Annotated in this window: 14 protein-coding genes; 11 read left to right on the top strand and 3 right to left on the bottom strand. The window is 37.0% G+C overall.

Features of this window, described 5'->3' with window-relative positions; genetic code table 11:
• Positions 1–32: 32 nt before the first annotated feature.
• Positions 33–422 carry a ribonuclease HI family protein gene (locus M948_RS24705; RefSeq protein ID WP_021289035.1) on the bottom strand — a complete coding sequence of 130 codons (390 nt, stop codon included), beginning with the start codon at positions 420–422 and terminating at the stop codon, positions 33–35.
• Positions 423–572: 150 nt separating this feature from the next.
• Here M948_RS24705 and rpoN point away from each other — a divergent pair, with 150 nt between their 5' ends.
• The 9 genes from rpoN to M948_RS24660 all read left to right on the top strand — a co-directional run bounded on the left by rpoN (position 573) and on the right by M948_RS24660 (position 10,663).
• Positions 573–1,859 (top strand): RNA polymerase factor sigma-54, encoded by a 1,287-nt coding sequence (rpoN, locus tag M948_RS24700; protein ID WP_021289034.1) that lies wholly within the window; start codon positions 573–575, stop codon positions 1,857–1,859.
• A 1-nt stretch (position 1,860) separates the two neighbouring features.
• Positions 1,861–2,109, top strand: a complete 249-nt coding sequence (locus M948_RS24695; RefSeq protein WP_021289033.1) for a glutaredoxin family protein — start codon at positions 1,861–1,863, stop codon at positions 2,107–2,109.
• A 196-nt stretch (positions 2,110–2,305) separates the two neighbouring features.
• Positions 2,306–3,328, top strand: coding sequence for a sugar-binding transcriptional regulator (locus M948_RS24690; RefSeq protein WP_021289032.1), 1,023 nt, complete (start codon positions 2,306–2,308; stop codon positions 3,326–3,328).
• A 47-nt stretch (positions 3,329–3,375) separates the two neighbouring features.
• The gene (gene gap / locus M948_RS24685) at positions 3,376–4,383 is read left to right on the top strand and encodes a type I glyceraldehyde-3-phosphate dehydrogenase (RefSeq protein WP_021289031.1); all 1,008 of its coding nucleotides are present in this window, start codon (positions 3,376–3,378) and stop codon (positions 4,381–4,383) included.
• 156 nt (positions 4,384–4,539) lie between these two features.
• A complete protein-coding gene (pgk, locus tag M948_RS24680) occupies positions 4,540–5,721 on the top strand; it encodes a phosphoglycerate kinase (RefSeq protein WP_021289030.1) in 1,182 nt (393 codons plus the stop codon).
• Between the two features lie 21 nt (positions 5,722–5,742).
• Positions 5,743–6,501 (top strand): triose-phosphate isomerase, encoded by a 759-nt coding sequence (gene tpiA / locus M948_RS24675; RefSeq protein WP_021289029.1) that lies wholly within the window; start codon positions 5,743–5,745, stop codon positions 6,499–6,501.
• Positions 6,498–8,033, top strand: a complete 1,536-nt coding sequence (gpmI, locus tag M948_RS24670) for a 2,3-bisphosphoglycerate-independent phosphoglycerate mutase (RefSeq protein WP_021289028.1) — start codon at positions 6,498–6,500, stop codon at positions 8,031–8,033. Before tpiA ends, gpmI begins: the two co-directional genes overlap by 4 nt.
• Positions 8,034–8,059: 26 nt before the next feature.
• Complete coding sequence (gene eno / locus M948_RS24665) at positions 8,060–9,346, top strand: phosphopyruvate hydratase (protein ID WP_021289027.1); 1,287 nt, start codon at positions 8,060–8,062, stop codon at positions 9,344–9,346.
• A gap of 321 nt (positions 9,347–9,667) precedes the next feature.
• A complete protein-coding gene (locus M948_RS24660) occupies positions 9,668–10,663 on the top strand; it encodes a nucleoside hydrolase (RefSeq protein ID WP_021289026.1) in 996 nt (331 codons plus the stop codon).
• A 36-nt stretch (positions 10,664–10,699) separates the two neighbouring features.
• On the opposite strand, the gene ptsP is transcribed toward M948_RS24660, so the two are convergent.
• Entirely contained in the window at positions 10,700–12,412 is a 1,713-nt protein-coding gene (gene ptsP / locus M948_RS24655; protein WP_021289025.1) for a phosphoenolpyruvate--protein phosphotransferase, read from the bottom strand.
• Positions 12,413–12,567: 155 nt separating this feature from the next.
• Complete coding sequence (locus M948_RS24650; protein ID WP_021289024.1) at positions 12,568–13,494, bottom strand: alpha/beta fold hydrolase; 927 nt, start codon at positions 13,492–13,494, stop codon at positions 12,568–12,570.
• A gap of 247 nt (positions 13,495–13,741) precedes the next feature.
• On the opposite strand from M948_RS24650, the gene secG reads away from it, so the two are divergent.
• Complete coding sequence (gene secG / locus M948_RS24645; RefSeq protein ID WP_021289023.1) at positions 13,742–13,975, top strand: preprotein translocase subunit SecG; 234 nt, start codon at positions 13,742–13,744, stop codon at positions 13,973–13,975.
• Between the two features lie 150 nt (positions 13,976–14,125).
• Positions 14,126–14,872, top strand: coding sequence for an alpha/beta hydrolase (locus tag M948_RS24640; protein ID WP_021289022.1), 747 nt, complete (start codon positions 14,126–14,128; stop codon positions 14,870–14,872).
• The last annotated feature ends 14 nt before the right edge of the window (positions 14,873–14,886 follow it).

Here is a 14,886-nt window from a genome sequence, read left to right as displayed (position 1 = left end):
AGGTGGGGACAGGAAGCGTAATTCATTGGGATTCAATGTAAATGAATTGCCTGTCGAGACAATTTATCCGCGTGAATATTTTGCTTTTCAGGAATCCATTTTATAAAGAAATAAGGGAAGTGCTCAGTTTCTGTAAGAATCACTTCTAATAAAGGCATATATTTTGGGTTTCTTGTAAAACGTTTTTCAATTGTCTCTACAACCAATTTGGAATCGGAACGAAACGATAATATTTCATCAGGGAATTGTTCTTTACATATTTCCAATGCTTTTATAACTGCAAAGAATTCAGCTTCATGATTGGAAAGAATGCCTAGTGGAATTGTATACTCAAAGGTTGATTTTCCTTGTTTCATATAAATACCAGCACCACTTTGCCCTGGATCTCCATTGGCTGCACCATCTGTGTATACTTCGATCATAGAAAATCTACCCCTTTTTTAGTCATTCTGAATAGTAAGTATAGCATAGTTTTATGAAGTAAAAAATTTCGCTGTATAAAATAGACTAGAAGGAAAAGCAAATTTGTGTCAAAATAAAAGAAACGGCAGTTGATTTGGGAGAGGGTATGTATGAAATTACAACTTGTTAATGAACAAGTTCTAAAATGGAAGATGAATCAATCCCTTATGCAGTCAATTCAAATTCTGCAATTCTCCAGTATAGAATTAATGGATTATATCAAAGAAGTTGAGAAAGAAAATCCATTAATTGACGAAATCCAATACCAGGATGATTTAACATATTATCATTCATCAGCTGATAATAATACAGCTGCTGGGGAAATTAATGCGAAGGAATTGAACATGTATGAACAACTAAAGAAGCAATTATTCATGCTGGATATTGCCGAGGAAATAAGGCCGTTGGTTTTATTTGGTATCGATTCATTAAATGAAAGCGGTTACCTAGAAGTCGAAATGGAGCTTTGGGCGGAGAAATGTCACTCCACTATAAATCATGTGGAACAGGCGCTTTTGCATATCCAATCATTAGAGCCTGCAGGGATTGGAGCGAGATCATTAAGCGAGTGTATTCGTTTGCAATTGGACACATCCATGCACGATCCACTTTTTTTAGAAGATCTGTTGGAAAATCATCTGGATTGGATTGCTCAAGAAGAGATTCCTACCATTTCATCTAGCTACCAGCTGCCAGAATCTTACATTAGCGAATTGCTTGAAGAAATCAAGAATTGCCATCCTAAACCCGGTCAGCTATTATCTACTAAACAGTCGAGCTACATTATTCCGGAGGCATCTATTTTCAAGGAAAGTGGTAAGTGGGTAGTTACATTCTTTTCATGGGGCTCTCCAACATTACAGCTAAATCAAGATTACAAGCAACTCATGGATAGGGAAAAGCAAACGGTAGATTATCTCAAGAATAAATGGAAACAAGTTGAAGATTTAAAAAAAGCAATTTCGTATCGGAGAAATACGTTAGAGCGCGTAATTCAATGTATTATGGAAAAACAATATCTTTTTTTTGAGAATGGCATCCATTTCCTTCAGCCATTAACATTAAAAGAAATTGCTGATTACCTGGATTTGCATATATCAACAATAAGCAGAGCCATTTCTAATAAATATGTGCAAACACCGAATGGTGTGTTGCCGTTAAATTTCTTCTTACAGACAGGTATTCAGCAGAAAAATGGTTCAAAGACTTCAACCTTTGTTATAAAACGTCTTATCACTGAATTTATTGATAATGAAAATAAACAAAAGCCCTTATCAGATAAAAAATTAATGGATAAACTATACCAAGAGCATGGAATTGAAATAGCACGGAGAACAATTATGAAGTACCGTAAACAATTAAATCTTCCATCCTCTGCTAAGCGAAAGGAAAATTAAGATGAGCCACGTAATATTTTATACAAAAGACCATTGTCCTTTATGTGATGACGCGAAGATGATGCTCGAACTTCTAATGAAAGAATACAAATTTGATATAGAAGAACGAAATATACACCATAATGAAAAATGGTTAGAAAACTATCACTTACGAATACCTTATGTGATTATCGGAGAACATACGATTGATGGTTCACAAATGAATTGGAACACATTAGAGCAAGCATTACAATCGAACGAGCTGGATTGAAATAAGATCAGATCTATGCTTATAATGAGCGTAGAACCCTTGTTAATATAGGGTTTTTGCTTATTATAGTCATTTTGGTTGTGAAATTTTTGATCTTTGCTATAATGAATTTGAAGGAAGGATTAATTTTTTTGATGCTTCCGGGACATAATATAACCATGTGGGACTATTTGTGTCCATGCGAAGGAGTCCTTTAATGAGAGAGTTAATTGAATTACAAAAGAAATTATTGCCAGATGTTTTAGAAATTATGCAGCAACGCTATGCTATTCTGCGTAGCATTGACTTACTTCAACCAATCGGCAGAAGGGGGCTAGCTGAAAACACAAATATTACCGAACGAAGTGTTCGTAGTGAAGTTGATTTTTTTCAGAAGCAGGATTTAATTCAAATTACTGCAAAAGGAATGTTTATCACAGAAGAGGGTAAAGTAATTTTAGAAAAATTAGCTTCATTTATGAGCGAAATTATGGGTTTGCGTGTTTTAGAACAGCAGCTTCAGGATAAATTATCAGTAAGGAGTGCTATTGTAGTACCTGGTAATAGTGATAGCCATGAATGGGTCAAACAAGAAATGGGAAAAGCAAGCGTAGCCTTTTTAAAAACCATCATAGGTGATAACAACACGATCGCAGTTACTGGTGGTACAACGATGGCTGCAGCTGCCAGAATGATGACGGCTTTAACAAACCAAGGCGATCCCTTATTTGTCCCGGCTCGTGGTGGAATAGGGGAAAAAGTAGAAAATCAAGCAAATACCATTGCTTCAGAAATGGCTCGCAAAGCCAATGGAGACTATCGACTACTTTATGTTCCAGATCCATTAAGTGAGTCAGCTTATCAGTCTATTATTCAAGAACCCTCTGTCAACGAAACATTGCAGCAAATAAAAAGTGCAACCATTGCAATGCATGGAGTTGGGGACGCACTAACCATGGCACAACGTAGAAAAACAACGGATGCTATCATTCAAAAGTTAAAAGACAACCATGCTGTAAGTGAAGCATTCGGTTATTACTTTGATGGAGAAGGAAATGTTGTACATAAGGTGCGTACAGTAGGAATTCAACTAGAAGATTTAGAGCGTATGCCTTATGTAATCACCATCGCTGGAGGGAAATCTAAAGCCCGGGCAATAGCATCCTATTTTAAACAAGGCAAGAGCGATCTGCTTATTACAGATGAAGCAGCCGCAGAACAGATTTTAAAGGGAAATTAATCTCTTTAAATATAAATAGTCAAAAACAAATTTTAGGAGGAATATACATGGCAGTAAAAGTAGGAATTAACGGTTTTGGTAGAATCGGACGTAATGTATTTCGTCAAGCTCTAAAAAATGATGAGGTGGAAGTAGTTGCAGTTAATGATTTAACAGATGCTAATATGTTAGCTCACCTTTTACAATATGATTCTGTTCACGGTCATCTTGAAGAAGAAGTGACGGTTAATGGTTCCAATATTGTAGTTGGTGGAAAAGAGATTAAAGTATTATCTGAACGTGACCCTGCTGACTTAGGTTGGGGAGATCTTGGCGTCGAAGTAGTAATTGAATCTACTGGCCGTTTTACAAATGGTGAAGATGCACAGAAACACATTGATGCAGGAGCGAAAAAAGTAATTATCTCTGCACCTGGTAAAAATGAAGACCTTACAATGGTTATGGGTGTTAACGACGATCAATATGACCCTGCTAAACACAACATTATTTCGAATGCATCTTGTACAACAAACTGTCTTGCACCATATGCTAAAGTATTACATGACAAATTCGGGATTAAACGTGGCTTAATGACAACGATCCACTCTTACACAAACGACCAACAAATCCTTGATTTGCCGCATAAAGACTATCGTCGTGCTCGTGCAGCAGCTCAAAATATCATTCCTACAACTACTGGGGCTGCTAAAGCAGTAGGTAAAGTATTACCGGAACTTAATGGGAAGCTAAACGGTGGAGCAGTACGTGTTCCTACTCCAGATGGTTCATTAGTAGATCTTGTAGCAGAATTAGATCAAAATGTAACAGCTGAAGATGTGAATGCAGCATTAAGAGAAGCTGCTGAAGGTGAATTGAAGGGAATTCTTGAATACAGTGAACTACCACTTGTATCAACAGATATTGTAGGTAACACACATTCTTCTATCGTAGATGGTTTATCTACAATGGTATTAGAAGATAATATGGTAAAAGTAATTTCATGGTATGATAATGAAATGGGATATTCTTCTCGTTGTGTGGACTTAGCTGCATTCTTGAAAAAACAAGGACTATAAGAATAGGAGTTGCGGAGGAGGAACCAAATCCTCCTCCGTTTCCATGTGTAAAAATAGCTCTGCTGAATTAAATGAATGATTAATGATCCCACCTGAGGGAATCCCTAATAAATGAGAGTAAATGGTACATATTCCTAAAATTGGGAGGTAGATAAAATGAACAAAAAAACATTGAAAGACCTTGATGTCAAAGGAAAAAAAGTATTTTGCCGTGTGGACTTTAACGTTCCGATGAGTGAAGGTAAAGTAACGGATGATACACGTATAAAAGCTGCACTTCCAACGATTGAATACCTTTCAAATCACGGGGCAATCACCATTTTAGCAAGTCACCTTGGTCGACCTAAAGGCGAAGTAGTTGAAGAGTTGCGTCTAGATCCAGTGGCAGAACGTTTAAGTGATTTAATTGAAAAAGAAGTAGTGAAGACGGATGCTGTATATGGTAATGAAGTCAATGAAGCTATTTCCCAAGTAAGTGAAGGCGATATTATTTTAATTGAAAATGTTCGCTTTGAAGCCGGTGAAGAAAAGAATGGTGAAGATCTTGTAAAAGCATTTGCTAATATGGCTGATTACTATGTGAATGATGCTTTTGGGGCTGCGCATCGTGCACATGCATCTACTACAGGAGTTGCTGAAAAATTACCAGCCGCTGCAGGATTTTTAATGGAAAAAGAAATTGAAGTACTCGGCAAGGCATTAGAAAACCCTGAACGCCCCTTTACAGCAATTATCGGTGGAGCAAAGGTAAAAGATAAAATTAATGTTATTGATCATTTACTTGATAAGGTAGATAATTTGATTATCGGTGGCGGACTAGCCTATACCTTTGTTAAAGCACAAGGATATGAAGTTGGAAAATCCTTGTTAGAAGAAGATAAGATTGAACTAGCGAAAGAATTCATGAAAAAAGCAGAGGATAAGGGAGTCAACTTCATACTTCCAGTAGATGTGATTGTTGCAGACGATTTTTCAGAAACTGCGAATACAAAAGAAGTTGGTATTGATCAAATTCCTGCTGATTGGGAAGCGCTAGATATTGGTACAGAGACAAGAAAGAAATACGCACAGGTAGTGGCAGATTCCAAGTTAATTATTTGGAACGGACCAATGGGCGTATTCGAAATGGAAGCATTTGCTAATGGAACAAAAGCTGTTGCGGATGCATTAGCAACAACAGAAGGTTACACTGTAATTGGTGGTGGAGATTCTGCTGCTGCAGTAGAAAAATTTGATTTAAGTGATAAAATGGATCACGTTTCCACAGGAGGAGGCGCCTCTTTAGAGTTTATGGAGGGGAAAGTACTACCTGGAGTCGAAGCATTAAGTGACAAATAATACGATAATGAGGTGAGACGGATGCGGAAGAAAGTAATCGCTGGAAATTGGAAAATGAATAAAATTGCCACCGAAGCAAATGAATTTGTTGATGAGGTCGCAGCGAAAGTACCTGAAGATAAACAAGTGGAGGCAATTGTTTGTGCTCCATTTCCATTTCTAGCAGCGATTGTGGATAAAACCAAAAATACAAACCTAAAAGTTGCTGCTCAGACGATGCATTATGAAGAAAGCGGAGCGTTCACTGGTGAAGTTAGCCCAACTATGCTTGAAGATTTAGGCGTTTCGCATGTCGTTCTTGGACACTCTGAGCGTAGAGAATATTATAACGAGACAGATGAAACGGTAAACAAGAAAACACATGCTGCGTTTAACCATCATTTGGTTCCAATTGTATGTGTTGGTGAAACTTTAGAACAGCGTGAAGCAAATGAAACAATGGATCATGTAGAGAACCAAGTTACAAAAACATTAAAAGGTTTATCTAATCAACAAGTAGCAGATACAATCATTGCCTACGAACCGATTTGGGCAATTGGTACAGGTAAAACAGCTACAAGTGATGAGGCAAATGAAGTATGTGCTCATATTCGCCAAGTTATTGGAAAAATTACTTCACCAGAAACAGCAGAAAAAGTGGTTATTCAATACGGTGGAAGTGTAAAACCGGCTAATATTGAAGAATTGTTAGCTCAATCGGATATTGATGGAGCATTAGTAGGCGGAGCTAGCCTTAAATCAGATTCCTTCTTACAATTAGTGGAGGCAGGTACAAAATGAAACAAGATAAATTAGCAGCATTAATCATCTTAGATGGCTTTGCTATTCGAGACGAAGAAAAAGGGAATGCTGTCAAGCAAGCTCGCACCCCAAATTTTGACCGATATTGGAATACCTATGCGCATAACCAATTAACTGCATGTGGAGAAGCTGTTGGACTTCCAGAAGGCCAAATGGGCAACTCTGAAGTTGGTCATTTAAATATTGGAGCAGGGCGTATTGTTTATCAAAGTTTAACACGTGTGAATGTATCGATTAAAGAAGGAGACTTCTTTGAAAAAGAAGCGTTTAAGAAATCAATTGAGAATGCAAAGAAAAATAATAAAGCGCTGCATGTCTTTGGCTTACTATCAGATGGTGGTGTGCACAGTCATATCAATCATTTATTCGCATTATTAAAACTAGCAAAAGATAATGAACTGCAAAAAGTATATGTTCATGCATTTCTTGATGGACGAGATGTCGGTCCACAAACAGCAAAAACATATATTAAACAGACCCAAGAAAAAATGAACGACTATGGTGTTGGAGAATTTGCCACGATTTCTGGTAGGTATTATTCGATGGATCGTGACAAACGCTGGGATCGAGTGAAAAAAGCATATGATGCAATGGTTTACGGTGAAGGGCCAGCATATCAAGACCCAATCGATGTCGTTGATGACTCCTATGCGAATGAAATCTATGATGAATTCGTTATTCCTTCTGTTATTACAGATGAGACAGGTGAAGCAGTAGGGAAAGTACAGGATGGGGATTCCATTATCTTTTATAATTTCCGTCCAGATCGTGCCATCCAAATTTCACGTACGTTTGCTAACGAAGATTTTCGCGAATTTGACCGTGGTGAACATATACCAAAGAATTTAGATTTTGTGATGTTAACAAACTTTAGTGAAACCGTAGATGGTTATGTAGCATATGAGCCAGTGAACTTAGATAATACGATTGGGGAAGTGTTATCGCAACATGGTATGAAACAATTACGGATTGCTGAGACGGAGAAATATCCGCATGTAACATTCTTTATGAGTGGTGGACGTGAACAAGAATTCGAAGGAGAAAAACGAATTTTAATTGATTCACCAAAGGTAGCAACCTACGATTTACAACCAGAGATGAGTGCTTATGAAGTGACGGACGCGTTACTAAAAGAACTTGACACTGGGGAACAAAATGCGATTATCCTAAATTTTGCTAATCCAGATATGGTTGGACATTCAGGAAAACTCCAGCCGACTATTGATGCTATTGAAGCAGTGGATGAATGTCTTGGAAAAATCGTTGATAAAATTAAAGAACTTGGTGGGAATGCCATTATAACGGCCGATCATGGTAATTCCGATGAAGTAATTACTGTAGACGACAAACCGATGACCGCTCATACAACGAATCCAGTACCGGTAATTGTAACGAAACAAGATGTTACCTTACGGAATGGTGGGATTTTAGCAGATTTATCACCAACTTTACTGGATCTATTAGAGATTGAAAAACCAATAGAAATGACTGGCAATTCATTAATAAAATAAAACGAAAACTAAAGGAGAGAATAATTATGCCATACATTACTGATGTTTATGCACGTGAAGTATTAGATTCGCGCGGTAACCCTACCGTGGAAGTAGAAGTATTTACCGAATCTGGAGCATTTGGATCTGCACTTGTACCAAGTGGAGCTTCTACTGGTGAATATGAAGCGGTAGAATTACGAGATGGAGACAAAGATCGTTATTTAGGAAAAGGTGTTCAAAAAGCAGTTCAAAACGTAAATGAAGTGATTGCACCGGAACTACTGGGTATTGATGTTACTCGTCAAAATATCATTGATGCATTAATGATTGAATTAGATGGAACGGAAAATAAAGGGAAGCTTGGTGCCAATGCGATTCTTGGTGTTTCCATGGCAGTAGCGCATGCGGCATCTAGTTATTTAGAAGTGCCATTATACAACTATCTAGGTGGATTTAACGCGAAAACTTTGCCAACACCAATGATGAATATACTAAATGGCGGGGAACATGCTGATAACAACGTGGATATCCAAGAATTTATGATCATGCCAGTTGGTGCAGAATCTTTTAAGGAAGCGTTACGTACCGGTGCTGAAATCTTCCATTCATTGAAAAAAGTATTGAATTCAAAGGGCTATAATACAGCTGTAGGTGATGAAGGTGGTTTTGCACCAAATCTTGGTTCCAATGAAGAAGCCCTACAAACAATTGTTGAGGCAATTGAGGCAGCTGGGTATAAACCTGGGGAAGAAGTAAAGCTAGCTATGGATGTAGCAGCATCTGAAATATACGAAGATGGTAAATACAATTTGAAAGGTGAAGGAGTCGTTCGTACATCTGAAGAAATGGTTGATTGGTATGAAGATATGATTAATAAATACCCAATTATTTCAATTGAAGATGGCCTTGATGAAAATGATTGGGATGGTTTCAAAGTCTTAACAGATCGTCTTGGTGGACGTGTCCAACTTGTTGGAGATGACTTATTCGTAACCAATACGAATAAACTTTCCCAGGGTATAGAAAAAGGTATTGGAAACTCGATCTTAGTTAAAGTAAATCAAATCGGTACGTTAACTGAAACATTTGAAGCAATCGAAATGGCTAAACGTGCTGGTTATACTGCTGTTATTTCACATCGATCTGGTGAAACAGAAGATGCTACGATTGCGGATATTGCTGTTGCTACCAATGCAGGACAGATTAAGACCGGTGCACCATCTCGTACGGATCGCGTAGCTAAATACAATCAATTACTTCGCATTGAAGATGAGCTAGCAGGTATGGGAGAATACGCTGGTAAAACAGCATTCTATAATCTAAACAAATAATCTTATAATAAAACCTCTTGAAGGGTGATGCTTCAAGAGGTTTTTTATTGGTCTAAGAAATATAAAATTTTACAATTGTACTAACGAAATAAGTGAATTACCCATCGTCCGGCTTAAGCAATCAGCACAATAAGTCTGGCCATACCGCATAATGCGAAAATTCTTGTAAAGTCACTTTTGGTTTTTCTTATGATTGAAACAAGTCTAAGCCGTAGTAAAAAATTAGATTATGCTTTAAATATAGATAAAAGGTAATCATAGGACGAAAAGTGTTGGGAATATAATACAAAATGGGATGAAGCTGGATGATGGAGGGGTAGAATGGTTCAAAAAGTGCTTTTATTTGGTGATGTTGGTATAGATGATACCATTGCTTTAATTTACGCGTATCTCAACGATGATATAGAGATTGTTGGGATTGTGGCGGATTATGGGAATGTATCTAGAGATAATGCTATTGCTAATATCTTGTATATACGAAGTTTATTTCCTACACAGGAAGTGCAAGATATAAAAGTTATTGCTGGCGCGCATATCCCGATGACTGGGGAAGCTCCTGAATACGTACCAGAGATCCATGGCGAATATGGCCTTGGTCCAATTACTCCACCAAAAAAACATTTGAGCAATGGAATAAGTGAGAACTTCTTTGAAGTTGTCGAATTAATCAATAGGTATAAAGATGAATTGGTTATTGTAAATATTGGTCGATTAACCTCATTAGCAAGTTTATTTATTCTTTATAAATCACTCATGTCTTCCATTAAAGCATATTACATTATGGGAGGAGCTTTTTGGGTCCCTGGTAATATTACAGCAGTTTCTGAGGCGAATTTTCATGGTGATCCAGTTGCGGCGCAAGTTGTCTTAGAAAATGCAAAAAATGTAACGATAATCCCTTTAAATGTAACCAAATATGCTATCGCTACACCACAAATGGTTGATTTTATCGATCAAATGGGATCTGTACATATTGTTAAAGTACTATTGGATTATTATTATGATTTTTATAAAAAAAGAAATCCAACTATCCAGGGAAGCCCATTACATGATGTGTTAACGTTAATGGCTGTTTATAAACCAGGTATGTTAAGTTATCAAAAGTTGCCTATTCATATTGTGCAAGCTAAAAGCGGTATAGTTAGGGGACAGAGTATTGCCGATATTCGTCCATATGTTAATTTGGAAGATATGCAAACAGATGAAGCAGTGGGTGGAAAAATTCATCGCATTGCTTTTCAATTAGATTACCAGAAGTTCTATATCGATTTGATGTCAATCATGACAGGCGAAAGATTTGATGGATATGCGAAATAAATAACCCCTATAGTAATCAACTATAGGGGAAATATGTTATTGCGTTTTCTCTTTAATAAATTCGACTACTTCTTCAGCTGTTCCCATGGATAGAATCTGTTCTTTATAAGCAGTCATTTCCTCTTTAGAAAGGCGAAGAATTTGTGTACGGGCTGGTAAGATGGAAGTTGCACTCATACTGAATTCATCTAAACCAAGTCCTAATAATATCGGAATTGCAATGGAATCGCCTGCCATTTCACCACACATTCCGGCCCATTTTCCTTCTTGATGAGCAGCTTCAATCACATTGTGAATAAGATTTAGAATTGCCGGGTGATACGGTTGATAAAGATAAGATACTTGTTCATTCATCCTGTCCGCAGCCATTGTATATTGAATCAAGTCATTCGTCCCAATACTGAAGAAATCAACTTCTTTTGCAAACTGTTTTGCTGTAACAGCTGTAGAAGGAATTTCTACCATAATTCCAACCTCGATATTTTCAGAGACATCATAACCTTCTTTTTGTAAAGCTTCTTTCTCGTCTAATAAAAGTGCTTTCGCTTTACGGAATTCTTCAAGGGTTGCAATCATTGGGAACATCACTTTTAAATTACCGTATGCGCTAGCACGTAAAAGAGCCCTTAATTGTGGACGGAAGACATGTTCGTTTTCTAAGCAGAAACGAATAGCACGAAATCCAAGGAAAGGATTTAGTTCTTCTGGAAGATCTAAGTAATTTAATTCCTTATCTCCACCAATATCTAATGTGCGAACTACCACTGGTTTTCCTTCCATTTGTTCTAAGACAGATTTGTAAGCATCAAATTGCTCTTCTTCTGTTGGCAATTGACTTTTGCCCATGTATAAAAACTCTGTTCGGTAAAGTCCGATACCTTCACCACCATTGGCAAGTACACCGGCAACATCTTCAGGTGTTCCGATGTTAGCAGCTAACTCTACCTGTTCTCCATCTGAAGAAAATGTAGGTTCATCTTTTAATTTTGCCCATTCTTGTTTCTTTTCAGCAAATTCTTGTTGCTTCAGACGGTAACTTGCAATTTGATCCTCAGAAGGGTTGATAATGACATCACCTTCATTCCCGTCAACAATCAGGAGGTCTCCTTGTTTAATTATTTTAGTAACCTCTTTTGTACCAACAACAGCTGGTATTTCAAGAGATCTTGCCATAATTGCAGAGTGGGAAGTACGTCCTCCTATGTCTGTTGCAAACCCTTTTACAAAATCGCGATTTAATTGGGCCGTATCGGAAGGAGTTAGATCATTAGCAATTACAATTACTTCTTCATTAATTAGAGCAGGATCGGGGAAAGTAACCCCTAATAAATGAGCCATTACTCGTTTCGTTACATCATGGATATCGGCTGCTCGTTCCCTCATGTATGCATTATCCATGTTTTTGAACATATCAATAAACATATTAGCAGTTTCATCAAGTGCTGCTTCAGCCATGACATTTTCGGTAGTAATCTTATCTTTAATTGGATTAATGAGTTCAGGGTCGTTAAGAACTAACAAATGAGCTGAAAATATTTCCGCATGCTCATCACCAATCGCCTCTTTTGTATGGGCTTTAATTTTTTCTAATTCCTGCTTGGAAATTTCCAATGCTTTATTTAATCGTTCGATTTCCTCATTTGGGTTATCGATAGAGACTTTTTCAAATGATAAATCTGGGGTTTCAAGCTGATAAGCTTTCGCAATTGCAATTCCAGAAGATGCTGCAATTCCTTGAACATTCGACATAATCATTTCCAACCTTTCTACATTTCAATCACTTTCTATTTTAACCTGTCGACATTTTAGGTACAAGCAATCAGAGGCAATTTCTTAAAAGTTTGTCGAAAAAACTAGAAAAATAGCTTTTTTAAAAGGAATGTTAATTTTATCCAATACAACAACTAGGCTTCTTCTTTCTCTTTAATTGCCTCTAACCACTTTGTTAGTAAGTCAAATACTTCTTGTCTATTATCCTCATGTAATAATTCATGTCTTCCGTTTGCAAAGAACATGGTAGTTACATTCTCTAGACCAACTTTTTTATAGGTCGTAGCTGTTTTCCACACACCTCTTGTATAATTGCCAACTGGATCACGATCTCCACTTAAAATAAGAATTGGAAAATCAGGACGTATTTGTCGGTTCCGCTTTGTTTTCTGCATGGCAATTAACCCATTCATTAAATCATAAAAGAATCTACCGGTTGGAGTAAAGCCAGTATAAGGGTCTTTCATATAGTTTTTTATGGTACTTTCATTCCTGCTTAGCCATTCAAAACCAGTAGGCGAATGGGGTATTTTTTTATTATAGGTTCCAAAAACAAGCTTATTCATAAGGGGGGATTCTTGTCTACTTGGTAAAAAAGAAGCAAACCACTTGCCTGCTAAAGTCTTTACAAATGGAAAATAGCCGGTACCAGAAAGAATAGCTGCGTTAGCTAGGTGACTATTGGTTTGAAGATAGATACGTATTAAAAAAGAACCCATACTATGACCAATTAAGTACAGCGGAAGTTCAGGAAACGCTATTTTGATCCTTTTGGATAATTGGGTAAGATCATCCACTGTTTTCATAAAGCCATCTGAGTCTGCAAAGAATCCAAGTTGCCCTTGTCGTTCTCCTGTTTTACCATGGCCACGGTGATCATTTATGTATACAATAAATCCTTTTAAAGCTAAATGACTTGCAAATTCATCATATCTTTCACCGTGCTCCATCATACCATGTGCAATTTGAATAATTGCCTTTGGGTATAGATTCGGTTTCCATACCCTAGTAAATAGGCAAGTGCCATCCTTGGATGGATACCAAAATGATTCTTTTATCATTATCACAAGCTCCCATCAATTTAATATGCTTTTATTATAATTCGTTACACCTTTTCTAGGAATAGGAGATAGCAATTTTAAAAAGTGTCACATTAACCGCTGAGCATAGGAAAAAGCTTGCTATTTCAAAGTAAACTATGCTAAAGTTAATATAAGTTCACGTATGTTTTTTCTACTAACATACAAGCAGCGGAAGAATTCCAGATTTTTTGGTTTTGGTATAGGTTACAGGGGGTATCATACAAATATGCTAGGAATCGTAAACGTATTATTAGTGATTGATGGAATTATTATGATTGTACTTGTTTTATTGCAGTCTGGGAAAAGTGAAGGTCTGTCTGGTGCCATTTCTGGTGGTGCAGAGCAATTGTTTGGAAAACAGAAAGCAAGAGGGATTGATCTTGTCTTACACCGAGGAACAATTGTAACAGCAGTTATCTTTTTTGTACTAGCTTTCCTAAGCGCATATGTTTTACAATAAATAACGAAACCCTTATCGCTAATAGTGATAAGGGTTTTTATTATATAATGTGGGAGTAGTCTGCATTATCATTTAAAATAGGCTTTATGATTTAATTTTAGAATATGGGTAAAGTACTAAAGAAGAATGGCAGAAGGAGTTGCAGGAAGAATGAAAGTAAAACAACCACAACCTTTTACGTTTGAAGCAGGACCACGTGCGGTATTATTATTACATGGGTTTACTGGGCATTCAGCTGATGTTCGTATGTTAGGAAGATATTTAGAAAAAAGGGGTTACACGAGTCACGCCCCGATTTACCGTGGTCATGGATTACCACCAGAAGAACTAGTAAAAGCTACACCAAAAGAATGGTGGGCCGATGTCAAAGAAGCATATAATCATCTGAAGGAACTTGGTTATGAGGAAATAGCGGTGGCAGGGTTATCTTTAGGCGGGGTATTAAGCTTGAAATTAGCCTTCACGGAAAAAACAAAAGCAGTAGTAACCATGTGTTCTCCAATGTTTTTTGACAATGAGACACAACTTACAAAAGGCTTCCAAACTTTTTCTAAAGAATACAAACAATTAGAAGGGAAAGATGAAGCTGTTATTGAAAAAGAAGTAGAGGAATTACTTGAGCAATCAACGGAAGTATTCCAGCAATTAGGCAAATTTATTACAGAAGTAAAAAATGAAGTAGACACCATTTATACACCAGCAATGGTTGTTCAAGCAAGACAGGACGAAATGATTAATACAGATAGCGCCAATTATATTTATGAGAATGTAGAATCAGATCATAAGGCTTTGAACTGGTATGAAAATTCTGGACATGTAATCACCATGGATAAAGAGAAAGAGCAAGTGTTTGAAGATATTTATCAATTCCTTGAAACATTGGATTGGGAAGAATGATTATAATTATCAAA

The organism is Virgibacillus sp. CM-4, from assembly GCF_000445495.1.
Classification (GTDB): Bacteria; Bacillota; Bacilli; order Bacillales; family Amphibacillaceae; genus Virgibacillus; species Virgibacillus salexigens.
The sequence above is the reverse complement of the archived record's forward strand: the minus strand, read 5'-3'. Positions and strand labels throughout refer to the sequence as shown.